General features: G+C 34.6%; 18 protein-coding genes and 1 pseudogene. 5 read left to right on the top strand and 14 right to left on the bottom strand.

Annotated features, from left to right (window positions below; translation table 11 throughout):
- The first annotated feature begins 340 nt into the window (after positions 1 to 340).
- Complete coding sequence (gene topB, locus CQZ94_RS16800) at positions 341 to 2533, top strand: DNA topoisomerase III (protein ID WP_105586283.1); 2193 nt, start codon at positions 341 to 343, stop codon at positions 2531 to 2533.
- Between the two features lie 41 nt (positions 2534 to 2574).
- On the opposite strand, the gene CQZ94_RS16795 is transcribed toward topB, so the two are convergent.
- The 4 genes from CQZ94_RS16795 to CQZ94_RS16780 form a co-directional block, all read right to left on the bottom strand.
- The gene (locus CQZ94_RS16795; RefSeq protein ID WP_105586282.1) at positions 2575 to 5499 is read right to left on the bottom strand and encodes a YhgE/Pip domain-containing protein; all 2925 of its coding nucleotides are present in this window, start codon (positions 5497 to 5499) and stop codon (positions 2575 to 2577) included.
- A gap of 305 nt (positions 5500 to 5804) precedes the next feature.
- Positions 5805 to 6596 carry an endonuclease/exonuclease/phosphatase family protein gene (locus CQZ94_RS16790; protein ID WP_105586281.1) on the bottom strand — a complete coding sequence of 264 codons (792 nt, stop codon included), beginning with the start codon at positions 6594 to 6596 and terminating at the stop codon, positions 5805 to 5807.
- Positions 6597 to 6600: 4 nt separating this feature from the next.
- Positions 6601 to 8238: a PTS transporter subunit IIBC gene (locus CQZ94_RS16785; protein ID WP_105586280.1), complete on the bottom strand. Its 1638-nt coding sequence runs from the start codon at positions 8236 to 8238 to the stop codon at positions 6601 to 6603.
- A gap of 205 nt (positions 8239 to 8443) precedes the next feature.
- The gene (locus CQZ94_RS16780) at positions 8444 to 10108 is read right to left on the bottom strand and encodes a glycoside hydrolase family 13 protein (RefSeq protein WP_105586279.1); all 1665 of its coding nucleotides are present in this window, start codon (positions 10106 to 10108) and stop codon (positions 8444 to 8446) included.
- 242 nt (positions 10109 to 10350) lie between these two features.
- Here CQZ94_RS16780 and CQZ94_RS16775 point away from each other — a divergent pair, with 242 nt between their 5' ends.
- Positions 10351 to 11685: an FAD-binding oxidoreductase gene (locus tag CQZ94_RS16775; RefSeq protein ID WP_105586278.1), complete on the top strand. Its 1335-nt coding sequence runs from the start codon at positions 10351 to 10353 to the stop codon at positions 11683 to 11685.
- Between the two features lie 122 nt (positions 11686 to 11807).
- Here the strand turns inward: CQZ94_RS16775 and CQZ94_RS16770 are convergent, their stop codons facing one another.
- The 9 genes and pseudogenes from CQZ94_RS16770 to CQZ94_RS32570 all read right to left on the bottom strand — a co-directional run.
- Complete coding sequence (locus CQZ94_RS16770) at positions 11808 to 12491, bottom strand: ABC transporter permease (RefSeq protein WP_105586277.1); 684 nt, start codon at positions 12489 to 12491, stop codon at positions 11808 to 11810.
- A 157-nt stretch (positions 12492 to 12648) separates the two neighbouring features.
- Positions 12649 to 13338 (bottom strand): Crp/Fnr family transcriptional regulator, encoded by a 690-nt coding sequence (locus CQZ94_RS16765; protein ID WP_001081909.1) that lies wholly within the window; start codon positions 13336 to 13338, stop codon positions 12649 to 12651.
- A gap of 200 nt (positions 13339 to 13538) precedes the next feature.
- On the bottom strand, positions 13539 to 14501 hold the full coding sequence (gene arcC, locus CQZ94_RS16760; protein ID WP_105586276.1) for a carbamate kinase: 963 nt from the start codon (positions 14499 to 14501) through the stop codon (positions 13539 to 13541).
- A gap of 37 nt (positions 14502 to 14538) precedes the next feature.
- On the bottom strand, positions 14539 to 15954 hold the full coding sequence (gene arcD, locus CQZ94_RS16755; RefSeq protein WP_105586275.1) for an arginine-ornithine antiporter: 1416 nt from the start codon (positions 15952 to 15954) through the stop codon (positions 14539 to 14541).
- 99 nt (positions 15955 to 16053) lie between these two features.
- On the bottom strand, positions 16054 to 17052 hold the full coding sequence (gene argF, locus CQZ94_RS16750) for an ornithine carbamoyltransferase (RefSeq protein WP_105586274.1): 999 nt from the start codon (positions 17050 to 17052) through the stop codon (positions 16054 to 16056).
- 30 nt (positions 17053 to 17082) lie between these two features.
- A complete protein-coding gene (gene arcA / locus CQZ94_RS16745) occupies positions 17083 to 18315 on the bottom strand; it encodes an arginine deiminase (RefSeq protein WP_105586273.1) in 1233 nt (410 codons plus the stop codon).
- A gap of 269 nt (positions 18316 to 18584) precedes the next feature.
- Complete coding sequence (gene argR / locus CQZ94_RS16740) at positions 18585 to 19034, bottom strand: arginine repressor (protein ID WP_000711835.1); 450 nt, start codon at positions 19032 to 19034, stop codon at positions 18585 to 18587.
- A 321-nt stretch (positions 19035 to 19355) separates the two neighbouring features.
- Entirely contained in the window at positions 19356 to 20114 is a 759-nt protein-coding gene (locus CQZ94_RS32575) for a methyl-accepting chemotaxis protein (RefSeq protein WP_483861174.1), read from the bottom strand.
- A 15-nt stretch (positions 20115 to 20129) separates the two neighbouring features.
- A pseudogene (locus CQZ94_RS32570) lies at positions 20130 to 20315 on the bottom strand (HAMP domain-containing protein); the annotation flags it as partial.
- Positions 20316 to 20691: 376 nt separating this feature from the next.
- Between CQZ94_RS32570 and CQZ94_RS16730 the strand changes: the two are divergent.
- The 3 genes from CQZ94_RS16730 to CQZ94_RS16720 all read left to right on the top strand — a co-directional run bounded on the left by CQZ94_RS16730 (position 20692) and on the right by CQZ94_RS16720 (position 23116).
- Positions 20692 to 21414, top strand: coding sequence for an amino acid ABC transporter ATP-binding protein (locus CQZ94_RS16730; protein WP_105586272.1), 723 nt, complete (start codon positions 20692 to 20694; stop codon positions 21412 to 21414).
- Between the two features lie 121 nt (positions 21415 to 21535).
- Positions 21536 to 22330: an ABC transporter substrate-binding protein gene (locus CQZ94_RS16725; protein ID WP_105586271.1), complete on the top strand. Its 795-nt coding sequence runs from the start codon at positions 21536 to 21538 to the stop codon at positions 22328 to 22330.
- A gap of 93 nt (positions 22331 to 22423) precedes the next feature.
- Positions 22424 to 23116, top strand: a complete 693-nt coding sequence (locus CQZ94_RS16720; protein ID WP_105586270.1) for an amino acid ABC transporter permease — start codon at positions 22424 to 22426, stop codon at positions 23114 to 23116.
- Between the two features lie 50 nt (positions 23117 to 23166).
- Here the strand turns inward: CQZ94_RS16720 and desB are convergent, their stop codons facing one another.
- Positions 23167 to 24252: a Delta(10) desaturase DesB gene (gene desB / locus CQZ94_RS16715; RefSeq protein WP_105586269.1), complete on the bottom strand. Its 1086-nt coding sequence runs from the start codon at positions 24250 to 24252 to the stop codon at positions 23167 to 23169.
- Positions 24253 to 24267 lie beyond the last annotated feature (15 nt).

Here is a 24267-nt window from a genome sequence, read left to right as displayed (position 1 = left end):
AATTTCTTCATGGTGCAGATTATGTTCTGTCGCCATCATTTGATTTCAAACAGATTATAATCCTATCACCTTATCCCCCTCATCTATTTATAGAATGATAGCAATCATAACTCTTATTGGTAGAAACCTTTTCTTGCCTACTTATGCTTTAAATGAAATTCATTTACAATGTCAATGAATACGCCTTAAAATCTGACATTTATACACATCTTTTATTTATATAAGTAAAACTCTCACACGTATATTTCATCACAAATAACTCAAACCGTCAGCAAGACTGAATAGAACAAAGATGTATGCTATATTTAACGTATGGAAATTTGAAAGGATGTTTTTAAATATGGCAAAAAGTATTGTAATTGCTGAAAAACCTTCTGTTGCACGTGATATCGCACGTGTACTGAAATGTGATAAAAAAGGAAACGGCTATCTTGAAGGTAGTAAATATATTGTTACTTGGGCTTTAGGTCATCTCGTTACATTAGCTGATCCAGAAAGCTATGATGTGAAATATAAAAAGTGGGATTTAGAAGATTTACCAATGCTACCTGAGCGTTTAAAACTAACAGTTATTAAACAAACAGGGAAACAGTTTAACGCTGTAAAAAGTCAGCTTCTTAGAAAAGATGTAAATGAAATCATTATAGCTACTGACGCCGGTCGTGAGGGAGAGTTGGTCGCACGCTGGATTATCGATAAAGTTAAAATGCAGAAACCGATTAAACGTTTATGGATTTCATCGGTTACCGATAAAGCAATTAAAGATGGCTTCGCAAATTTAAAACCTGGAAAAGCATATGACAATCTATATGCTTCGGCTGTCGCACGTTCAGAGGCTGACTGGTATATCGGGCTTAATGCGACTCGAGCATTAACTACTCGCTTTAATGCCCAACTAAATTGTGGTCGTGTCCAAACACCTACTGTAGCCATGATTGCAAGCCGTGAAGATGAAATCAAACATTTCAAAGCTCAAACTTACTATGGTATCGAAGCTCAAACAGCTGAGAGGTTAAAGCTAACTTGGCAAGATACAAAAGGAAATAGCCGTAGCTTTAATAAAGAAAAAACTGATGCAATCGTGAACAAAATTAGTAAACAAAATGCTACTGTTGTAGACATTGATAAAAAACAAAAGAAATCGTTCGCTCCTGGTCTTTACGATTTAACTGAACTACAACGTGATGCGAATAAAATATTTGGTTACTCTGCGAAAGAAACATTAAACATTATGCAAAAATTATATGAACAGCATAAAGTTTTAACGTACCCTCGTACAGATTCACGCTATATTTCATCTGATATTGTCGGAACACTTCCAGAGCGTCTGAAGGCGTGCGGAGTTGGAGAATACCGTCCTTTAGCACATAAAGTATTGCAGAAACCTGTAAAATCTAATAAATCATTTGTTGATGATAGTAAAGTAAGCGATCATCACGCGATTATTCCAACAGAGAGCTATGTAAACTTCTCAGCTTTCACAGATAAAGAACGTAAAATTTATGACTTAGTTGTAAAACGTTTCTTAGCTGTTTTATTCCCGGCCTTTGAATATGAACAACTAACATTGCGCACGAAAATTGGTGACGAAACGTTCATCGCACGCGGAAAAACGATTTTACATGCTGGTTGGAAAGAGGTTTATGAAAATCGATTTGAAGATGATGATGCAATCGATGATGTAAAAGAACAAATCTTACCTCGCATCGAAAAAGGCGATACATTAAACATAAAACTAATTGTCCAAACATCAGGTCAAACAAAAGCACCTGCACGCTTTAATGAAGCAACATTACTTTCAGCGATGGAAAACCCAACAAAATACATGGATACGCAAAACAAACAACTTGCTGACACGTTAAAGTCAACTGGTGGATTAGGTACTGTAGCTACACGAGCTGATATTATCGACAAGTTATTCAATTCGTTCTTACTTGAAAAACGTGGTAAAGATATTCATATTACTTCAAAAGGCCGTCAGTTACTTGATTTAGTGCCAGAAGAACTGAAATCTCCTACACTAACTGGTGAATGGGAGCAAAAGTTAGAAGCTATCGCTAAAGGAAAATTAAAGAAAGACGTATTCATTTCAGAAATGAAGAACTATACGAAGGAAATTGTTACTGAAATTAAATCAAGCGATAAAAAATATAAGCACGACAACATTTCAACGAAGTCTTGTCCAGACTGTGGTAAACCAATGTTAGAAGTAAACGGTAAAAAAGGTAAAATGCTTGTATGCCAAGATCGCGAATGTGGTCACCGTAAAAATGTATCCCGCACTACAAACGCACGCTGCCCTCAGTGTAAAAAGAAACTAGAACTTCGTGGTGAAGGAGCAGGCCAAATTTTCGCATGTAAATGTGGCTATCGTGAGAAACTTTCTACATTCCAAGAGAGACGTAAAAAAGAATCTGGAAACAAAGCTGATAAACGTGACGTCCAAAAATATATGAAACAACAGAACAAAGAAGAAGAAGAACCATTAAACAATCCATTCGCAGAAGCATTAAAGAAATTAAAATTTGATTAAACAAAAAGGTTCCTACCACTATCGGTAGGAACCTTTTATTTTTAATGAATAATTTTACTTCCTTTTGCGTTCTCAACAAACTTTTCACTTGATTTGTTAATTGGTTTTTTCAGTAATAATGCAGCTACAACCATGATTACTACGAAAGCACTTAACACAAGTAAATCTCTAGTTACTATATCCCAAAGCATTCCACCTACTGTTTCACGAATTGCACTAATAGCATATGTGAATGGTAAGAACGGATACAATGCTTGGAAGAACGGTGGTGTCATTTGAATTGGGAACGTGCCGCCCGATCCTGCTACTTGCAGTACAAGTAAAATGATCGCCATCGATTTCCCAACGTTTCCGAAAATAGAAACGAGTGAGTACACGATACAAACAAATACTCCCCCAATAAATAAACTAAATAACACAAACCAGAATTTATCGACTACGTACGTACCGAGTAAGAACATATCCCCCATCGATACGATAAACGCCTGTGAAAGACCTATCGTTAAGAATGTTAATAAACGTCCAAAGTATATTTCATGGCTCTTATAATTAGCGCCCTCTTCATGTACTTCTACCGTTAATAATGAAACCATTAATAGTGCGCCTACCCATAATGCAAGCACTGTATAGAATGGTGACATTGCTGAACCGTAGTTCGGCATCGCAAATAATTTATTCTCTTTTAAATTTACTGGATTTGCGAAGTAATCACTTTGCTTTTCAACATCATTTTTCAATAAGCGTATGATGTCTTTTATATCCTCTTCTGATTCAAAATCACGAATTTTATTTGCTAATTCTTTAATCTTTTTCTGAGTAGCTGGCATTTCAGCTTTAATATCTGCAATTTTCTTTTGGCCATCTACTAAGCCTTTTGATGAGTCTTCAAGTAATTTTTTCACATCTGGAAGCTTCTTATTTGCCTCGCCTAAAATTTGAGATGTATTTTTAGACATCTCTTTTGTACGAGCAATTGCTGCGTTAAAGTTTGGAACAATTTCTGAATCGTAATTAGCTAAGATGTCACCTATTTGTCCTGAAACACTTTTAGATACTTGATTAATACTTTCAATAACATCTGCTGCTGGCTTTTGACCTTTATTAATAGCGTCAATTCCTTTATCAGTTAAATCCATTCCTTTTTGCAAACCATCTTTTGCTTTATTTAACTTAGCAATTGTGCCATTAAGATTTTTGCCACTATTCACATCGCCCAAAACTTTATTTGTACTTTCCATAACTGGAATCATATCATTAACTAAATTCCATCCTGCTTGGAACTGTCCATTTAAATCATTTAAGGCTACTTTTGTAGAATCTAATCCATTAACATCTTTATTACTTAAATCTTCTCTTGCTTTTTCAAGATTAGTTTTTAGTTTTGCGTAATTCGTTACAGCCTGATCATAGTTCTCTCTACCATTGTCTAATATCTCATTAGCTTTGTTTATTTCTTGATTTAAATCCCCTCTAATTTGTTGCGCATTTTCTGCCTTATCTTTTACTTGTTCAGCTGTACTTACTGCTTTTTCAAAATCTGCTACAAACGTTGCATTATAATCTGCCTCCGCTTGGTTTACTAAATTATTTACTGCATCTAACTTTTTATTAGCAGCATCTCTTGCGTCTTGTTTCACTTCTTGCCCTGTACCAATAATATTAGCGATATCTTTAACGCCGCCATTTGCATTTTCTATAGCTGATTTAAGATTCGTTAAGTTATCTATTCGTTTTTGGAAGAAGTCTTTTCCAGAATCAGTTGGTGCAGATTCTTTAAATTTAGTAAAGACATCAATTAAATATGAAACACTATCCGCACGACCTTGAAGATTCTCAGAAACCTTATTAAGATCTTGTTTCGCTTTTTCCGGGTCAAAATTACCATTTTGTAACCCGTTTATAACTCCTTGTGCATAAGTTGTTCCAACACGTATTGAGCCGAATACATTATTTACAGTTTGATCAATATTTTTAGCAATATCTTTATACAATTGACCATTCACCTGCGGTAGTTCTGGTATCTGTGGAATAGTTATATTAGGTAACACTGGGAATTTAGACGGATCTGGAAGTGTCAGATTAGAATCAAATGATGGATTTTTTAAGAAATCCGTAATTGCTGCCGCACCATCTAATCCTTGTTGCATTACAATTAAATTATTCTTAATTGTTCCAGGCGCACGTTTCAATGTTTCATCATTTCTCGCAAAGAATTTATCTAAATTCCCTAACGCTTCTTGCCCATCATTAATAACACTTTCTACAACTGGCAACTCTTTCTGTGCTACTTTCACAACATCTTCTGCCCGAGTCGCATCATCTAATGCCTTATCCACAAGTGTATTCATTTCTGGGAACTGTGCTTCTAACTTAAATACGAGATCCTTGATCTTCTCAATACTCGGTAAGTTAGTTTCTAAATCGATTCCAAGGTCATTGAAGATTTTAAAAATCTCACCGTTTGCTGTTTTAACAAAGTTTTTACTAACCTCTTCTGTAAGACCCGATGCACCTTTAGCTGTAATCTTCGGTGCAATGGCATTCACCTTCTCATTTACGTAATAATCAATTTCCGGTTTCTGTGGATTTTCATTCAAGACTGTTGCAATCTTTTCAGAAAAATCTTTTGGAATAGTAATACTTGCAGAATAATCTCCACGCTCTACTCCATAAATTGCTTGCTTTTCATCGACAAACTTCCATCCAAAATTTTTGTCCTTCTTAAGTGAATCTACAATTTCTTTCCCGATGTTAATATCTTTCCCTCTTAAATTTGATCCAACATCTTGGTTAGAAACTGCAATCTGGATTCCTTTCGTATTTCCGTAAGGATCCCAAGAGGCTTTAATGTTAAACCATGCATATAACGATGGTAGAACCATCAAACCTAATACAATAACAATTGCAGCCCAATGTTTGGCTACATTCCGTAAATCTGTCTTATAAATACGCCAAATCTGTTTCATATAAGCAATCACCTAATTATATATTTTTCCTTCTTTAGAAAATGATACATACATTTTGTAATTATATCACTTTCTACATCGTGGATTAAACGAAAACATACTATTTTTCCCATTAAATATTTCACTTACTTCATTATATAACGAAGTAAAAAAAGCATGCATACAAAATGACCAAATTAGTTTTACATTCAATAATAACAAATATATAGGAAATGTCATAAAAAATACAAGTATTTTCTCTTGGGAATACTTGTATTTATCAAAAAACCCTCCCAGCTTTTCATTATCTGTGAGGGTTTCTTCTATTATATGTCTAATTGTACTTCTACACCGAAATGATCAGAAATTACATTTCGATTTGTGCCATTAAAAATGACTTTTGAAGAATTAACTGTTTTACTTTGATTGCTTAATAGTAGGTCGATTCGTAAGTTTTGTTTATTTTCATCCCAACCAGCAATTTCACCTTGGACAGTTGTTCCTTCATCCTTCTCTATCGCTAGTTCATATGTGTCATATAAACCTTTTTGCATCATATACTCATAGCCCTCTCCTTCCAAACGAGCATTGTTATTAAAATCACCCATTAAGAAGGAAAGTTCATTGCTATTTACACGCTCCATTAAACGATCAACTTGGTCTTTGAATGATTCTTCTTCATCATTCCACCAACCGAGATGGCAAGAATAAAACGTTATATTCTTATCATTATAAGCAATTGTTGCACTTACAATTTTGCGTGTTTTCCAATACGTTGTATCCTTATTTTCTGAGACAAAGAACGTATCTTCCTTTACAATGTTGTGCTTTGTTATAATTGCTAATCCTTCTTCGTACACATCATATCCAATATGAGAGAAATCCCAAATAATATTGTATTCTTTTACATTTAATGCTCTTAACTCTTCTAGCAGTAAAAGTCCAAAATTATCTTTTTTCTTGTTACCGCATACATTTTCAGCTTGTATAGACTGACTTACTTCTTGCAATGCGATCACATCATAATCTTCTTCTTGAATTACTTTAGCAAGATACTTTATTTTTTCAATTTGATTCTCTTCTTGCCAAGAGTGACAATTTAAAGTTAGCAATTTCATATTATTACGCACCTAACATATCTTGAATGTCTGACTTTAATACGTCAGCTTTCGGGCCATATACTGCTTGTACACCTTTATCTTTAACGATAAGTCCTAAAGCACCATTTTGTTTCCACTGTGCTTCTGGTGCCACAACATCTAAATCTTTTACTGTTACACGTAAACGTGTCATACAAGCATCTACATCTGCAATATTATCTTTTCCACCTAATAAATCAATAACCTTTGTCGCTAATGAACCATCTTGTACATTTCCTGTTCCTTCTGATGACTCATCTTCATTATCAATATAGTTACCTGCACGTCCTGGTGTTGGTAAATTGAATTTTTTAATTAAGAAGTTGAATAATGTAAAGTTAAGACCGAAGAACACTAATGAAACAATGACAAAGTTGATTAAATCTCTCGTTAAACCTGCATTGACCATCATTGGTGTACGTGTAATTAACTCAATAAACCCAAATGCATGAACACGTAAATGAATCAAATCTGCTAATGCGAATGCAAGTCCTGTTGTAATTGCATATACAACATATAATACTGGTGCAATAAACATGAACATGAATTCAATTGGTTCTGTTACACCTGTTAAGAATACTGCTAATGCTGCTGATAAGAACATTGGTTTATATTTTGCACGCTTATCTTTATCTACGTTACGGAACATCGCGAATGCGATACCCATTAATGCTGCTGATGAACCAATAACTTGTCCCGCTTTGAAGCGAGCTGGTACAACATTATTTAATAAATCGTTATATGCTTTCGTATCTCCACTTGCTAATAAGTTATTTAAATCTGTAATCCATGCAAGCCATAATGGATCTTGTCCTGCTACAATTTGTCCAACCTTTGAGCCAGTTAACATCGTATATGTTCCGCCTAGCTCTGTGTAGTTCATCGGAATCGTTAACATATGATGTAATCCAAATGGTAATAATAAACGTTCTAACGTTCCGTATACAAACGGTGCAACAACTGGTGCACTATCTTTAGATGCTGCAATCCAGCGACCAAATTCATTTAATCCACTTTGGATAAATGGCCATACAAGTGATAATACAATCGCAGTGACTGTAGACCAAACAATTACAACGAATGGTACGAATCGTTTTCCATTAAAGAATGCTAGTGCCTGTGGCAGTTTATTATAATTGTAGTATTTGTTATATAAAGTAGCTCCTAAGAAACCTGTGATAATCCCTACGAAAACTCCCATGTTTAATGCTGGTGCACCAAGTACAGAAGTGAAATAATCTTTTACAAGTAAATCACCTGCTAATGATGAAGAAACTGTCGCTTTTGAATCCGCTAACATTTGGGCGTTTACGCCAAAGATAGCTCCTGTAATTCTGTTTGTTAAGACGAATGCTAATAGTGCTGCAAATGCACCACCCGCACGATCCTTCGCCCAAGACCCCCCAATTGCTACTGCGAATAAGATATGTAAATTTGTAATAATTGCCCAACCGATGTCTTCCATTACGCGAGCAATTGTATGAACTGCGTTAATATCCCCTGCAGACATCCCAATTAACTTACCGATGGAAATCATTAAGCCAGCTGCCGGCATTACAGCTACAACAACTAATAACGCTTTCCCGAACTTTTGCCAAAAATCAAAAGACGTAATTTTCATCTGTTCTTCCTCCCCTTTATTTATAACAACATAATGATTTAAATTATAATTTCTGTTTCTATTATGAAAACGATTCCTTACATCCCTTCTTTTTTCCCGTTACGCAACCGTTTTCATAAATCTATTTTAATAAAAGCGTTTTCATATTGCAATAGAAATTTATTTTTTTTCATAAAAAAAGATGCTCTAAGAGCATCCTTTTTTATTATGCAATGCGATAAACCCTTGTTTCATAAGGTTTTAACGTGATTGTAGTTAATTGATCATGTTCGGAAACTTTATAGTTATTTAAAAGCAAACGTTTGCGTTCTAGTGCAAATGTATCCTCATTATACACTGCTTCCTCTTTCGAGATATTACTAATAACAATGATTTTTTCATCGTTTAATGTACGAGTATATGCGTAAATTTGCGGATTATCTTCTAAAAGTAAATCATACGTACCATAATTTAATACATCGTTCTCTTTTTTCAAGGCAATCATTTTTTTATAGAAATTGAAAATAGATCCCTCTTCATTTTTCTGCTTTTCAACATTAATTTCTTCATAATTTGGATTCATGCCAAACCAAGGTGTGCTCGTTGTAAATCCAGCATTACTTTCAGCACTCCACTGCATAGGTGTACGTGAATTATCGCGGCAAGAAGCCCATATAATTTCCATCATATCTTGATGCGATACTCCTTCTGCAATTTTCTCACGATATAAATTTTTAACTGCTACATCATCATAATCTTCAATATTTGGGAACTGAACATTTGTCATACCAATTTCTTGTCCTTGATAAATAAACGGTGTGCCGTGCATAAAGAAATACATCGCACCTAAAGCCGTTGCACTTTCACGCCAATATTCTTTATCATTTCCCCAAGTAGACACAATACGTGGCTTATCATGATTTTCAATGTATAAAGCATTCCATCCCTTATTTTCTAAACCTTTTTGCCACTTTGTTAATACTTTTTTCAACTCAACAACGTCAAGATCTTTCTTCTTTTCTGCATCCCATAAGCTTAAATGCTCAAATTGGAATACCATATTGAATTTACCGTTCTCTTCTCCAACCCAAAGATCAGCATCTTCAACTTTCACACCATTTGCTTCTCCAACAGTCATAATATCGTATTTAGCAAATGTGTTTTCTTTTAATTCTTCTAGTAATGGCTGAATACCATTGACATTCATATGTTTGTCAAAAGAAGGCACATACTTTAACCCTTTTGGGTTTGGCATATCCTGTAAACCATCTTCTTTTTTTATGTGGCTAATCGCATCGACGCGGAAACCATCAATACCTTTATCAAGCCACCAATTAACAGTATCATATAAAACTTCACGAACTTCTTTATTCTCCCAGTTTAAATCTGGTTGTTTACGCGAGAATAAATGTAAATAATATTGCTCTGTCACTTCATCATATTCCCATGCAGAACCATTAAAAATACTTTCCCAATTGTTTGGTTCCACGCCGTCTTTACCATCCTGCCAAATATACCAATCACGCTTCGGATTCTCTTTAGAAGAACGTGATTCAATAAACCACGGATGTTCATCACTTGTATGATTAATAACTAAATCAATAATAAGCTTCATGTCACGCTTATGAACTTCATCTAGTAATGCATCAAAGTCTTCCATCGTACCAAATTCATCCATAATATCTTGATAATCACTAATATCATAACCATTATCGTCATTAGGTGATTTATACATTGGACAAATCCAAATTACATCTATACCTAAATCTTTTAAATAATCTAGTTTTGCAATAATACCTTGTAAATCTCCAATACCATCACCATTTGAATCCATAAAGCTGCGTGGATAAATTTGATAAGCAACCGCTTCTTTCCACCATGTCTTATTCATAATCACTCTCTCCTTTTGCACCCCATTGAAATTTATGCAAACGTTTTCGTAACACTATCATAACAAAATATGAATAGTTTGCAACTGTTTTCATTGAACTCTATGTAGATTCCTTATTCTTATGCTTTATTTATTTCTCACAAAGGTAAATCTCATTCCTTACCTGCTCTTGTCCACGCACGTTACATACGCTTTTCATATATTAATAAAAAGCACTGCTTATTTTAGAAAGGAGTGATAAATTGAAACAAACAAAATTAACAGGTCGTATCGTTGTTCCCTCAGATCCTGACTATGACGTAGCCCGAATGAATTTAAATTTAAGTATTCCAAAACTCCCTTGTATTATTGTTTTTTGCCAAAATAAAAATGATGTGTGTAACGCCTTAAAATGGGCACGCGAACGTCATATACCATTTCGCTTAAGAAGCGGACGTCATAGCTATGAAAATTTTTCTCTTTTAAATAGAGGACTTATTATTGATGTGAGTGAGATACATCGTATTACTGTTAAGACAGATAAATTAACAGCAACAATTGAAGCTGGTGCAAATCTTGGCACGGTTTATAAAGAGCTTTGGAATTATGGTGTTACAATACCGGCTGGTACAAGCGCAAGTGTTGGAATTGTTGGATTAACACTTGGCGGTGGTATCGGTATGCTTTCACGCTTATTTGGATTAACATGTGATCAATTAGTAGAAGTTGAAATGGTACAAGCGTGCGGTAAATTTGGCGCAAAAATCATTCGCGCAAACGAACAAGAAAACCCTAACTTGTTTTGGGCGTGCCGCGGCGGTGGTGGGGGAAACTTCGGAATTGTTACTTCTTTAACTTTTCGAGTACATCCTATAAACAATGTATCAATCTTCTCAATTACATGGGAATGGGAAGATTTTATCGCTGCATTTCAAGCGTGGCAAAATTGGGCGCCTTATATAGACGAACGTCTCACTTCATCAATTGAATTATTCGCAAAGCAACAAAATAAAATTGAAGCACAAGGTGAGTTTGTTGGCTCTCCCTCTGAACTCCATTCCTTATTATCTCCGCTTCTTGAAACTGGTACCCCCTCTCTCTTTATAGATGAAGTTCCTTATATAAAGGCTGTTGAATTTTTTAACAGTGGTAACATCCCTGAAAACTTCAAGCGCTCCGGTTCCTACGTATATAAACCTATCCCTCTTAAAGGCATTCAAATCATGCAATATTTTCTTTCTCATGCACCAAATAAAGATGCGAGTATTTGGCACCAATCGCTCGTAGGTGCTGTTGAAAATATTTCACCTACTGACACAGCTTATTTCCATCGTAAAGCAATTATTGCGCAAGAATACATTAACTCTTGGAAATGCGATGATGAAGAAAATCAAAATATACGCTGGATTAAAGATTTACGAGAAAGCTTAGATCCTTATACACTAGGTGATTATGTCAATTGGCCCGATATCGACATTAAAAATTGGCAAACGAGTTATTATGGCTCTAACTTTCAAAGATTGCGTAAAGTGAAAACCATATATGACCCTTGCAATGTTTTTCGTTTTCAACAAAGTATCCCACCCTTTCATACGTAAAAAAGGGGATAAAATAAAAAATCATCCAATATGCCGTTACCTCACAGCATGTTGGATGATTCAAGTTGATTTTCTATATCGTTTCAAATTATTGCTCCTACTCATAAACTTTCAATTACGGATTAATTGTATTTCTCATCATTTTTATGCAATGAATGTAATTTAACATTTGGTACTTTATCTTTTTCAATACCGCTATTATAAGCAACAGGAATTTGAAATTCGAATTGCTTTGTCTCATGTTTTTGTAAATAGACTGGTTTCGGTACTGGATAACCTTTTGAATTCTCGTTTGCATTATCATATAAAACAACTTTTAATGCCTGTGAATGATTACGATAATTTTTTAAAGTCACAATGCACTTTTGTTCAATATCCTCTCCATTTTTCTCCATTCTACACTGACTATCTTCTTTTTTATATTCTATCGCCTCTACCCCTGTTTTTCCTGCGTAGTACCATGTTTTATTCAATGTATGGAGGATGTTATTTAAAATAAACGGCATCATTAAAATCAAAATACTAATGCCTACTACTTTTATTTTATTCATTGTTCTAAATGTACTAGATTTCTTTTTTACTAGCCATTTTACAAATAATATAAATGCGATTACATGTAGTACGAAAGAAACAATTAATATATTTGAAACTTTATAATCCATATAAATATATGTATATACCGGAACCTTATAGAAATTGAATAGTTTTTCCCCAATTAATTCATTATCGTTTGGAATTTTTAATAATAACAAAACCCCTATACTGTAACAAATAGCTACTAATCGATCATACTCAATTCGAACCATTCCTTCTCCCCTTCCCTTTGCTTTTTTATTATCGATTTTAGCTATTATTACCATACTATACAATCATTTTATAGAGGATAACGTAAAAAAGTTCCTTATAAATATATAAAGAACCTTATTAATATACAATATGAATTAGAAAATCAATATGCAATTTTCACATAGAGATCTCCTCAAAATATGTTGGATTATGTATTGTAATTTTTTTATCCAGAATTGTAACAATACTATCATTTTTTAATTGTTTTAATACGCCGCTAACCGTCTCTCGAGACGTACCAGATATTTTCGATATTTCAATTGTTGTAAGTGGGCAGGAAATTACAATCGTTTCGCCACTCTGTTCTCCTAAATCCTGCATTAAATAATTTAATGTTTGAATGACCCGATCTTGTGCATTAGGAATTGTAATATTTTGTACTCGATTTTCGTTTAGTTTTAATATCGATGATAATTGCTGAACAACGTACATTAATTGCGTCCTACTAGATTTCACCATATCTTCGAAAATTACTGTCGGAATATAATATACTTCTACATCTGTCATCGCTTCTGCCGTATAGTTATATCCTCTGTCTGTAAACATACCACCATAAGGAAAAATAGAATACCGCTTTACATAGTCATCATATAATAAATTTCCACTTTGATTTACCCGCTCTAACTTTACAAAACCATCTAACATGAAGTAAATTCTTTCTCTTGAATCCCCTTCTAAAAATAAAAATTGACCCTTTTTATAAGTTCGCCAATAGACAAACTCCGTCAAACCTTTCAATTTCTTTTCTGTTAAATGAGCAAATAATTCAAATTGCTTTAAATCTTTAACTACGTTCCGTCTATTCATAAAATTCCCTCTCTCTTGCTGTATGTTGGAGCGAAAAATCAAGAAAGCGTATTCAAATTAAATTTTATCATAATTAACTTATATATTCGGATTTCATCATGAAAACTTTATGAACAATGAGTACAAAAAATATTAATAAATAAAAAGAATGAAGTTACTAACCCCATTCTTTTTTACTAATAAATAGCGTACATAATTATTTAAACATACATGCATACATTCTGTTTAGAAATAATAGTACCAGCTTTTTCTTCTAGTGCTTCATATACTTTTTCTAAAGACGTAATAATTGTTTTTCTTTTTGGATTTGTATTAACAAAATTAATAGCAGCTTCAATTTTTGGAAGCATACTTCCCGCAGCAAATTGTTTTTCTTCAATGTATTCTTCTAATTGATTCACTGTGACATGCTCTAATTTCTTTTGATTCAGTTGATTATAATTTACATACACATGATCAACTGCAGTTAAAATTACGAGCGTATCAGCATCTACTAATTCAGCTAATTTCTGCGCAGCGAAATCTTTATCGATAACCGCTTCAGTTCCTTTTAACCCTTCTTCGGAATCAATTACTGGAATTCCACCACCACCAACAGCTATCACTATATTTCCATTCTCAACTAAAGAATTAATTACTTTATGCTCATGAATACTTACAGGCTTCGGTGATGGAACAACACGTCTCCACCCTCTGCCAGCATCCTCTTTAAACACTGCTTTTGTTTCTTCCATTAATCTTCTTGCTTCTTCTTCTGTATAAAAAGGACCAATTGGTTTAGTTGGATTTTTAAATGCCTCATCTTTTTCATCCACGACAACGCGTGTTATAACCGTTGCTACGTCTTTTTTTATATTCCGTTTTTTCAATGCCTTTTCAATCGCATTTTCCATCCAATATCCAATCATCCCTTGGCTCATTGCACCACAAGTATCTAATGGCATTGCAGGTGTCTTTTCCGTTTCTGCAGCTTTTTGCTGTAATAAAATATTCCCCACTTGTGGGCCATTTCCATGCGCAATTACTATATCTACATCATTTTCCATTATTTTCACAAGTTGTTCCGCTGTTTTTTCCAGCGCTTCTTGCTGTGCCGCTGCAGTAGCTTTTCCAGACTGTATCGCATTTCCCCCTAGTGCAACTACAATTTTTCTTCGTGCCATATTTCAGCCCCCCAGTTGATTTCGCTTTCACAGTGCTTTATAAAGTAATACTGCCTGTAATTAATCCATAAATCGCAAAGAATGCTAAAGCACCTATTGCTACCGATGATGCTAATTCCACTCGAGTAAATATTTGCTTCGAACTCTTTTGCTTTTGAACATTGTAAAAAATAAAAATACCTGGCGCATATAAAGTCATTGTTAATAATAAATACTCTAAACCAGCTGCATAAACTAACCACACACCATAAATACTTGCTATCAAACCAATTATTATATTTTTATTTCGATCCGCTTCTTCAGAATTTAAGCTATGCTTCAGTTGATAAAATGCTGAAAAAGCATATGGGATTAAAATAGCTGAAGATGCTAACGAGAATGCAAAGTTATACGCCTGATCGGAAACGACGAATGTTAATAAGAACATTTGAATTAAGCCATTTGTTATCCATAATGAATTTATTGGAGCCTTATTTTTATTTTCTTTTGCAAACCATTTTGGAAATACTCCGTCTTTAGCCGCCAAATACGGAATTTCAGATGCGAGTAAAGTCCAACCTAACCAAGCACCTAATACAGAGATAACTAAACCTAAATTAATAAAGATAGCACCCCATTTTCCAACAACACTTTCAAATAAATAAGCCATAGACGGATTTTTTAAATTAGCAATATCTGCTTGCTGCATAAGTCCAAGAGACAGTAATGTAATTAAAATGTAAATGATGAGTGTACCAACTAAGCCAATAACCGTTGCTTTCCCTACATCACTTCTATTTTTTGCTCGACTAGATAAAACAACAGCCCCTTCTACCCCAATGAACACCCATAAAGTTACAAGCATTGTACTTTTAACTTGGCTGCCAACCGCTCCCCATGAAAAAGAACCAGTTTGTCCCCAAAATCCATCTAGGAACGTATCAATATGAAACGCGAAGATTCCTATGACAATAAATACAAATACAGGTACTAATTTTGCGATTGTAGTTACTAAATTCACAAGTGCCGCTGATTGGGCTCCACGTAAAATTAACATGTGAACACACCATAATAATACGCTCGCACCAATAATAGATGCCACATTTTGACCGCCTTCAAAGATTGGGAAGAAATACCCTAATGAAGAAAATAATAATGTGCCATAAGCTACATTACCAAGCCAGGCAGATAGCCAATATCCCCACGCACTATTAAACCCCATAAAATTACCAAATCCTGCTTTTGCATAGCTAAAAATACCACCATCTAAATCTGGCCGTTTTACAGTTAGATTTTGAAAAGATAATCCAAGCGCAATCATCCCAATTCCTGTTATAACCCAACCAATAATAATGGCTCCAGCACCAGCACCTTTTGCCATATCACTTGCTAAATTAAATGCTCCACCGCCAATCATAGACCCCACTACAAGCGCCGTTAATGTAAACAACCCTAATTTCTTATCTTCACCCATTCCACTCACCTCTCTTTAATTGCAATAACAATACGAAAGCAATAGTGAATGATAGTGTCTAAAGGAGGAGAAAGAAGAAAGGAAGACTCCCTTTCTTCTTTACTCCATGTTTCCTAAAGTAGCTGCCATAACCGCTTTAATTGTATGCATTCTATTTTCAGCCTGATCAAATACTTTTGAATGTTTACTGCGGAATACTTCGTCAGTTACCTCCATTTCCCTCAACCCATATTTCTCATAAACTTCCTCACCATACATCGTTTCAACATCATGAAATGCAGGTAAACAATGTAAGAAAATCACGTTTTCATTCCCTGTTTCTTTAATCATTTTCATATTTACTTGATAAGGTTTCAATAACTCGACACGTTCAGCAAATTTTTCTTCTTCCCCCATAGACACCCATACATCTGTATAAATTACATCTGCATTCGCAACAGCTTCTTCCACATTACTTGTTATCATTACCTGTTCATTATATTTTTTTGCTAAATCAATTACTTCTTGTGCAGGCCATAAAGATTCCGGTGTACAAATACGTACATCCATTCCAACGATCGCTCCACCAACTAGTAAGCTATTAGCAACATTATTTCGTCCATCTCCAACGTAAACGAGCTTCACATTTTTTAATTTCCCTACATGTTCTCTAATTGTTAATAAATCTGCAAGTGTTTGTGTTGGATGCCACATATCTGTTAATCCATTCCAAACCGGCACACCAGAATTTTGTGCTAAAGATTCTACAGTTTCATGATTAAATCCACGAAACTCAATTCCGTCAAACATGCGTCCTAACACTTTTGCTGTATCCTCTACGGATTCTTTTTTCCCAAGCTGAATATCACCTTTCCCTAAATATTCAGGGTTCGCCCCCAAATCTGTACATGCTACTGTAAATGCACATCGCGTACGAGTAGAGGTTTTTTCAAATAAGAGCGCTACATTTTTACCTTCTAAATAATGATGTGGGACACCGTTTTTCTTTTTCTCTTTTAATTCTGCTGCTAAATCTAGAAAATAAAATAATTCTTCTTGTGTAAAATCTTTTTCAGCTAGAAAACTTCTTCCTTTTAAATTTGGTCTAGTCATTAACATACTTCATCCCTACTTTCTCCGTTATTTATACTAAATATCTTTACGAACAATTGGCATACTCATGCAACGTGGACCCCCACGACCACGAGATAATTCCGAACTTAGCACCTCAATGACTTCTATACCATGTTCCCGTAATAAAGTATTGGATACATAGTTGCGATCATATGTAACAACTACACCTGGCGCAATTGCTAATGTATTAGAACCGTCATTCCATTGTTCACGAGCGGAAGCAATTGCATCTCCTCCTCCACAAGGAATAAGAACTAATTCACTTAAACCTAATACCTCTTTTAATGCTTCCATTAAAGAAGTACGATGTGTAATTTTAAGAGTTTCCACATCTGGGCCTTTTTCTAAAATATAAATATTCATATTTCCTTTTGGCCCTTGAATGGCTGGGTGAATTGTAAACTTGTCATAATCAACCATTGTAAACACTGTATCTAAATGCATAAATGCTCGGCATTTTGGAATTTCTATTGCTAACACTTTCTTAATTTTATTTTGTCGGCTAAAAAGATTTTTAGCTAAGCGTTCAATTGCTTTAGCTGAAGTACGGGCAGATACTCCAATTGCAATTGTTTCTTCATTTAAAATTAGCTCATCGCCACCTTCAATTGGAAACTTATAATCACGATCTAGCCAAATTGGCACATTGTGATTTGCAAATCTTGGATGATATTTAATGATGTACTCCATGAATAATGATTCACGTCTACGCGCCGGTTCTCTCATCTTATTTATCGTTAAGCCATCGCCCACGCTAGCTGCTGGATCACGAGTAAAATATAAATTAGGCATTGGGTCTAAGTAAAACGGATAATGATCTTCCATTAATTCGTATAAATGTGTCTTCTTACTTGTTTCAATTTCGTTTTTCCGTACACCACCCATAATTTTTTGAATTAATTCTTCATTTGAAAAGGAAAGTAAATATTCTTTTAAAGTTTGATGTGCAACATTTACGTCAGCCTGTCCTTCTTCTAAAATACGATCAACAAATTCTTCTCGAAGTTTTTTATCTACTAATGCCTCAGCAGCTAGTTTTTCTAAATAAAGAACTTCAACCCCCCGATTGCGTAATGTTTGTGCAAAATAATCATGCTCTTTTTGAATAATTGGTAAGTATGGAATATCGTCAAATAATAATTGTTGCAAATAATCTGGCGTTAAGTTTTCCACTTCTTTATCAGGTCGTTTTAATAAAACCGTTTGTAATTCCCCAATTTCTGAAGTAACATGGATCGGATGCTTCATTTGTTGTACCTCCTTTTAAATATGTTTGATGTCTTACAAGTACATAATAAATGCTACGCGCTTTCATCTTTGTGAAAGCATCCACATTATCATTGTGAAATATTAAACAAGTTATTTTTTTAAAATCATATGAATTTGTATTTTTATAACATTCCATCCCGCTTTTTCAATAAAAAAATACATATATTACGCATATATGTTGAATATTTAACTTCCGTATTTAAACAAAAATCCTGTTTTTAATTTTTATTAAAAACAGGATTTTGCATCTAAATAATTAAATTTAACCTTTCTTCTAAAATCTCCCTATCTGATTTCGACTGAGAAATTATAAGGCATGTATCATTTCCACATATACATCCTATTTTTTCTTTCCAATCTAACTCATCAAACAAAACACCAATAACATGTGCATTACCGGGTAATGTTTTAATAACCATTAATTGATCTACACAATCAATTTTTACAACAACCTCTCGTAATTTTTTCTTTAACTTTATATCAGTTTGTAAATGCTCTTCTGAGAAAAATTTATATATCATTAATCCTTCTTGAGAAGGTACCTTCGTTAAGTTTAACTCACGAATATCTCGAGAAACTGTAGCTTGTGTTACTAATACATCTTTTTTTGCTAACAATTCTACTAATCTTTCTTGCTTCTCTATTTCATACTCCTTTACAAATTGTTTAATTAATCGTTGTCTTTTTTCTTTTTTCATAAAAGACACCCCTTTTAATATTATAGCTCGCTATAATTTTCATCCGAAAGGGACAGAAAAGAATGTTGCGGAAACGTTCATAGTTTATACTTTTTAACTGTAGATATTAAATCTAGCTAAAAAAAGAGAAGAACAGCATTCTGTTCTTCTCTTTTACATCGAAAACCGTTCAATTGTTTGTTTTAAATCCGCTGATTGCTTCTCTAAGTCTTTTAATAATTGATCGATTGCTATCATATTTTTAGACTGTTGCAATGTCACACGTGCCACTTCTTGTGAACCAGCTGACGTTTCTTCCGCAATTGCTGCTACAGCCTTTGTTTATGCTCCTGTTTGATGAATGTGACTCACTTGTTCATTCATATAACTACTAATTTGCTTAGTTGCATCGGCTACTTCCATAACACTTGATGACATTTCTTTTAAAATTAATTCTGTAGCTTCTCCGCGTTTCGCCTCTTCTTTAGCTGTCTTCACCTGCTCTGTCATTTTCAATGCGACTTGCTGTACTTCATCTTGCATATTCCGTAATAACTGTGATATGTTTCTTGCGGAATGATCACTTTCATCAGCAAGTTTACGTACTTCTTCTGCTACAACAGCAAAGCCCCTTCCATGCTCTCCTGCACGAGCTGCCTCAATAGAAGCGTTGAGTGCTAATAAATTTGTTTGGCTAGCAATCTCACTCACAACAGAAACAATGTGTTCAACTTGTTTCATTCGCTCTTCTAATTTCTGTACATTTTCCATCGAATCTTCATTTTCTCTCGCCAATGTTTGAATACCTTGAATTAAAGAAGTAAAGACACGTGTACTTTGTCCTAAAGCTTGAATCATTTCTGAAGACAACCCGTCAGACTGTTTTGCTTTTCCTTCTACTTCATTTGCAATAGAAGTCGTTGTATCAACAGTAGAAACGATCGCTTGAATCGATGCTGCTGATTGCTCGGCACCGGATGAAATCTCCGCAAGAGTTTCAGACACACCTTGTGCTTGCTTTGTCGCTTCACCTGTTTGTTTTCTAATTTGCTGAACTTGATTATTTGTATACGAAAATGTAGTATCGATATTTTTTACCATGCCCCTTAAGTTCCCTAGCATCATATTAAATGCAACACTTAAAGATTTAATCTCATCATCGGTCTTTGGCAATGGGACATCTTCACGAATATCACCCCCAGCCGCTTTCCTTGCAGCTTCTTCCAACTTCCGCAGTGGTTTAATTAAAAAGATTGCTGCTCCATATGCTAAAATTCCGGACCATACTACACCTAATAACATAACGATAATATTATAAACAGTTCGACTTACATAAATTTGAAAATAATCATATATAACGTAAATGAAAAATAAGCTTGTTGAATATGTAATTAAAGCTAAAACTGTAGTGAATAGCATAAGTTGTGTACGCAAGCCAAAGGAAAATGTTTTCCTTTCTTTTCCCATCTCTTCTTTCCCCCTTCTTATAAGCAATATAAGTACTACCTATATATTATTATCCATATTTTCGTTATAGAAAGATATAAGGATTTTAAAAATCATTATTTCTTTGAATATCAAATCCTCTCGAAAAAAATAAAGGATTCTGACAATTTATGACTAATAACAGAAATAAGGGGCGACATTTGTAAAATCTATTTTTGACTGGGGGTTTTGTATGATTCAGGTTCGCAATCTAGTAAAATCATTTGGCTCACTTGATGTTTTAAAAGGAATTGATTTAGAAGTAAAAGAAAAAGAAGTTGTCGTTTTAATCGGCGCCAGTGGCTCTGGGAAAAGCACTTTACTCCGTTGCCTTAATTTTTTAGAAATGTACGATGAGGGAGAAATTCACTTACAGGGGGAAAAAATCAACCCCAAAAGTACAAACTTAAATAAAATCCGCGAAAATGTTGGAATGGTGTTTCAACATTTTAATCTCTTTCCTCATATGACCTCACTAGAAAACATCATAGAAGCACCTATTCATGTAAAGAAATTAGACGTAACAAAGGCGAAGGAGGCCGGTAATCTTTTGCTAAAAAAAGTCGGCTTACAAGATAAAGCAACTGTAACCCCACACCTATTATCAGGTGGACAAAAGCAACGTGTTGCAATTGCACGTGCACTTGCAATGAATCCAAAAATTATGTTATTCGATGAACCTACTTCAGCCCTAGACCCTGAACTTGTTGGAGAAGTGTTGCAAGTTATGAAAGAACTTGCTGAAGAAGGAATGACAATGGTCATTGTTACTCATGAAATGAATTTCGCAAGAGATGTAGCTGACCGCGTCATCTTTATGGATGACGGGAAAATTGTAGAGGATGCTCCGCCAGCGCAATTCTTTTCAGCTCCATCGCATGAACGAGCAAAACAATTTTTACGCAACGTTTTATAATGTAACTTCTATTTCAAACGTAAAGAAATACATTCATACGGCGCACAACTAATTGTCCAAATAAAATATCTCGATAACATACTTAAAACCATCCGTATGATCAATGTATAGGAGGGGTTTTATGAAAAGAAAGCTATTAACCATTATTGCGAGTATTACACTATGTACATCCTTCATACTAGGAGCCTGTAGTAAAGAAAGCTCTACCACTTCATCTAATGGTGAAAAAGAATTTCGTTATGCGATGAGTGGTTTATACAAACCTTTTAACTATAAAGAAAATGACGGGAAACTTGTCGGTTTTGATGTAGAAATAGGGGAAGCTCTCGCGAAAAAGATGGGAATGAAACCTGTTCCTGTTACAAATCCTTGGGAAACATTGATTCAAGGTCTACAATCAAAAAAATATGATGTGATATTAGGAAGTATGGCAATTACAGAAGAACGATTAAAAGCCGTGAATTTCTCAAATCCATATTATCGCTCTGGTGCACAAATTTTTGTAGCTAAAAAGAATACATCTATCTCTTCTCCAGAGGACTTGAAAGGTAAAAAAATAGGTGTTGTAAAAGCAAGTACTTTCAAAACCCTTGTTGCAAAATATACAGATCAAATTACAGAATATGATAGTGATATTACTGCACTTATGGACTTAGAACCAGGACGTGTAGACGCAGTTATTACTGATCAAATGGTTGGTCTTCGTATGATTAAAGAAGGTAAATCAAATATAAAAGAAGCTGGAAAACCGTTAAACCTTGATGAAATGGGAATTGCTATTCATAAAGACAATAAAGACATGGTCGAAAAGGTAAATAAAGCGCTAGATGAAATCATTAAAGACGGCACGTATGAAAAGATTAGTAAAAAATGGTTTGGGCGTAATATTCTTGGAGACGAGGCAAAAACAAAGTAAGTTAGCTATTCAAAGATTTCATAAATCATGCCCCACTTTTTATGTGGGGCGTTTCATTCCCTACTAAAATCCATACAATATGAGGTGACACATATGTTTGAAATTTTTATCTCTACCTATCCCACACTCTTAAAGGCTACTATTGTCACATTACAATTAACACTAACATCCCTATTACTCGGTTCACTAATTGGATTACTAGTCGCTTTCTTTCGAATCTCTAACAATAAGGTTTTAAATAGTATTGCTCATGTCTATATCGCCATTATTCGTGGTACACCTTTAATTGTTCAAATCGCAATTCTCTATTTTGGTATTACATCTGTTGTTGTTTTTACCCCTTTTTGGGCAGGAGCAATTGCTTTAGCAATTCATAACGGTGCATATATTACTGAAATTTTCCGCGGATCAATTCAATCCGTTGACCGTGGACAATTAGAAGCTGCTCGCTCTTTAGGGATGCCTTACCCTTTAGCGATGCGCCGGATTATATTACCACAAGCATTTCGTCTGTCTCTTCCCCCTCTAGGGAACCAATTTATTATTGGATTGAAAGATTCTTCTCTTGTTGCTTATGTAGGAATGTCCGAATTATGGGGATCCGGTTTATCAATTGCCGCAGGTAACTTCCAGCAATTAGATACATATATCATTGTTGGTGTATACTATCTCGCACTAGTTCTTCTATTTACTTATCTTGTTAGTCTTCTAGAAAAACGACTACAACGGAAAGAAAATAACTCTGTCCACGTCAAGACAAAGAACAAGAAAGAAGTTTCTTTATAACAAAAAGCAAGCTCTAAGAGAGCTTGCTTTTTCATCGTAAAATATATCTATTATTGATTTACTTTTTTTATAGTCTCTTTTTCCTCTATATGATCCTCACGATATGAAATATTATGAGGATCCAATCCATTTCCTAAAGAACCATAGAAATGCTCCCTATGCGGATCAACTAATTCACTTCCGTGATAATACACACGTGGTGTATTCCAAAGTGCTGCCAATGCTTTTGTCATCGGCATTTCGTGATAGCGTTCCGGCCACATTTCTTTAATTTTATCTTTTACTAATGGATAGTATTTAGAACTCATAGCAGGAAACAGATGATGTTCTGTATGGTATGAGAAATTGAAATGTAAAACGTCTACCCAACGCGGCACTGTTACTGATAAACAGTTTGCTAACGGATCATTTACTGGAACAATTGGATTTAAGCGGTGATTTGTTGCGATATACGCCATTACAATAAAGTTAGCAATTAACAACGGAATCACGTATGCAAAGAACCACTTTGTAGGTCCCATAATAAACAATAAACTAATCCAAACTGTCCAGGGCAAAAGAAGTTGCAGCCATACAGATTTTTGATTGGATGACTTAAATTCTTTTATAAAATGAAAGAACATTCGAGTCGAATGTAACGTAAATTGAATTGTTAGTGACAGAAAACTAAAGAATGAACGTACATGAAGAGGCATGCGATATACCCAATTCAAAAACTTACTCTTTTTAAGTTTCTCAAATGTCGGCCATGCATCTGGATCATTCTCTTCATGCTGTGTATGAACATGATGCGTTGCATTATGCCACTTTCTCCAAAGTTTTGGGCCAGTTGATAATGGCATAAATGCTATCGCACCTAAAAAGTCGCGAAGCCATGCCTTTCTTACAACCGTTCCATGTAAAATTTCATGTCCTAAAAATCCAAGTGAAGCAAAACATAATCCAAGAACAATTGCAATTCCTAGATTCGCCCACACATTCAATTCAAATACACCGATCGTTATTAAACCAGCCAATGCCACAAGTAAATAAGCCAGTCCACCAAATAAACGAGTAGGAACTGGTTTAAATGCTTTTTTTGGCAAATGTGGTGATACACGCGCTGCATACCACCCAAACGTATGAAGCTCCTTCATCCTTTTGCCCCTTTC

The sequence above is a fragment of the Bacillus sp. MYb209 genome (assembly GCF_002975175.1).
GTDB lineage: Bacteria > Bacillota > Bacilli > Bacillales > Bacillaceae_G > Bacillus_A.
Note: the sequence above shows the minus strand (reverse complement) of the source record. Positions and strands in the feature narration are given on the sequence as shown.

What these genes read in the sequence shown, in the direction of transcription:
- argF (WP_105586274.1), bottom strand. Translation starts at nt 17,052, where the DNA reads ATGTTAATGACTAGACCAAATTTAAAAGGAAGAAGTTTTCTAGCTGAA.
- CQZ94_RS16770 (WP_105586277.1), bottom strand. Translation starts at nt 12,491, where the DNA reads ATGGTTCGAATTGAGTATGATCGATTAGTAGCTATTTGTTACAGTATA.
- arcC (WP_105586276.1), bottom strand. Translation starts at nt 14,501, where the DNA reads ATGGCACGAAGAAAAATTGTAGTTGCACTAGGGGGAAATGCGATACAG.
- CQZ94_RS16795 (WP_105586282.1), bottom strand. Translation starts at nt 5,499, where the DNA reads ATGAAACAGATTTGGCGTATTTATAAGACAGATTTACGGAATGTAGCC.
- CQZ94_RS16765 (WP_001081909.1), bottom strand. Translation starts at nt 13,338, where the DNA reads ATGAATAGACGGAACGTAGTTAAAGATTTAAAGCAATTTGAATTATTT.
- CQZ94_RS32575 (WP_483861174.1), bottom strand. Translation starts at nt 20,114, where the DNA reads ATGGTAAAAAATATCGATACTACATTTTCGTATACAAATAATCAAGTT.
- arcA (WP_105586273.1), bottom strand. Translation starts at nt 18,315, where the DNA reads ATGAAGCATCCGATCCATGTTACTTCAGAAATTGGGGAATTACAAACG.
- arcD (WP_105586275.1), bottom strand. Translation starts at nt 15,954, where the DNA reads ATGGGTGAAGATAAGAAATTAGGGTTGTTTACATTAACGGCGCTTGTA.
- desB (WP_105586269.1), bottom strand. Translation starts at nt 24,252, where the DNA reads ATGAAGGAGCTTCATACGTTTGGGTGGTATGCAGCGCGTGTATCACCA.
- CQZ94_RS16790 (WP_105586281.1), bottom strand. Translation starts at nt 6,596, where the DNA reads ATGAAATTGCTAACTTTAAATTGTCACTCTTGGCAAGAAGAGAATCAA.
- CQZ94_RS16725 (WP_105586271.1), top strand. Translation starts at nt 21,536, where the DNA reads ATGAAAAGAAAGCTATTAACCATTATTGCGAGTATTACACTATGTACA.
- CQZ94_RS16785 (WP_105586280.1), bottom strand. Translation starts at nt 8,238, where the DNA reads ATGAAAATTACGTCTTTTGATTTTTGGCAAAAGTTCGGGAAAGCGTTA.
- argR (WP_000711835.1), bottom strand. Translation starts at nt 19,034, where the DNA reads ATGAAAAAAGAAAAAAGACAACGATTAATTAAACAATTTGTAAAGGAG.
- CQZ94_RS16780 (WP_105586279.1), bottom strand. Translation starts at nt 10,108, where the DNA reads ATGAATAAGACATGGTGGAAAGAAGCGGTTGCTTATCAAATTTATCCA.
- CQZ94_RS16720 (WP_105586270.1), top strand. Translation starts at nt 22,424, where the DNA reads ATGTTTGAAATTTTTATCTCTACCTATCCCACACTCTTAAAGGCTACT.
- CQZ94_RS16730 (WP_105586272.1), top strand. Translation starts at nt 20,692, where the DNA reads ATGATTCAGGTTCGCAATCTAGTAAAATCATTTGGCTCACTTGATGTT.
- topB (WP_105586283.1), top strand. Translation starts at nt 341, where the DNA reads ATGGCAAAAAGTATTGTAATTGCTGAAAAACCTTCTGTTGCACGTGAT.